Origin of the sequence: Pseudovibrio sp. Ad26 (genome assembly GCF_001623285.1) — a bacterium.
GTDB lineage: Bacteria > Pseudomonadota > Alphaproteobacteria > Rhizobiales > Stappiaceae > Pseudovibrio > Pseudovibrio ascidiaceicola.
In genome coordinates this window covers 1-587 of sequence record NZ_LMCE01000098.1, presented here as the reverse complement: position 1 = coordinate 587, position 587 = coordinate 1, and the positions used below count along the sequence as shown (strand labels likewise).

At 46.7% G+C, this 587-nt stretch carries 3 protein-coding genes; all 3 read left to right on the top strand.

The window, feature by feature from the left end:
- The first annotated feature begins 94 nt into the window (after nt 1-94).
- Nucleotides 95-262: a hypothetical protein gene (locus PsAD26_RS29475; protein WP_000545733.1), complete on the top strand. Its 168-nt coding sequence runs from the start codon at nt 95-97 to the stop codon at nt 260-262.
- Nucleotides 263-301: 39 nt separating this feature from the next.
- Nucleotides 302-520 carry an excisionase gene (locus tag PsAD26_RS29045; RefSeq protein WP_002414258.1) on the top strand — a complete coding sequence of 73 codons (219 nt, stop codon included), beginning with the start codon at nt 302-304 and terminating at the stop codon, nt 518-520.
- A partial coding sequence (locus PsAD26_RS29040) for a phage integrase Arm DNA-binding domain-containing protein (protein ID WP_141219503.1) occupies nt 498-587 on the top strand: 90 nt, incomplete at its 3' end. The genes PsAD26_RS29045 and PsAD26_RS29040, both read left to right, overlap by 23 nt.

Here is a 587-nt window from a genome sequence, read left to right as displayed (position 1 = left end):
GATTAAACCCAATATTACATAACAATCCTCGCACTCGCGGGGATTTATTTTATCTGAACTCGCTACGGCGGGTTTTGTTTTATGGAGATGATAAATGCACTTCCGAGTCACAGGAGAATGGAATGGAGAGCCATTCAACAGAGTTATCGAAGCGGAGAACATCAACGACTGCTACGACCACTGGATGATATGGGCGCAGATAGCACATGCAGACGTAACCAATATTCGAATTGAAGAACTGAAAGAACACCAAGCCGCCTGATGGCGGTTTTTTCTTGCGTGTAATTGCGGAGACTTTGCGATGTACTTGACACTTCAGGAGTGGAACGCACGCCAGCGACGTCCAAGAAGCCTTGAAACAGTTCGTCGATGGGTTCGGGAATGCAGGATATTCCCACCTCCGGTTAAGGATGGAAGAGAGTATCTGTTCCACGAATCAGCGGTAAAGGTTGACTTAAATCGACCAGTAACAGGTGGCCTTTTGAAGAGGATCAGAAATGGGAAGAAGGCGAAGTCATGAGCGCCGGGATTTACCCCCTAACCTTTATATAAGAAACAATGGATATTACTGCTACAGGGACCCAAGG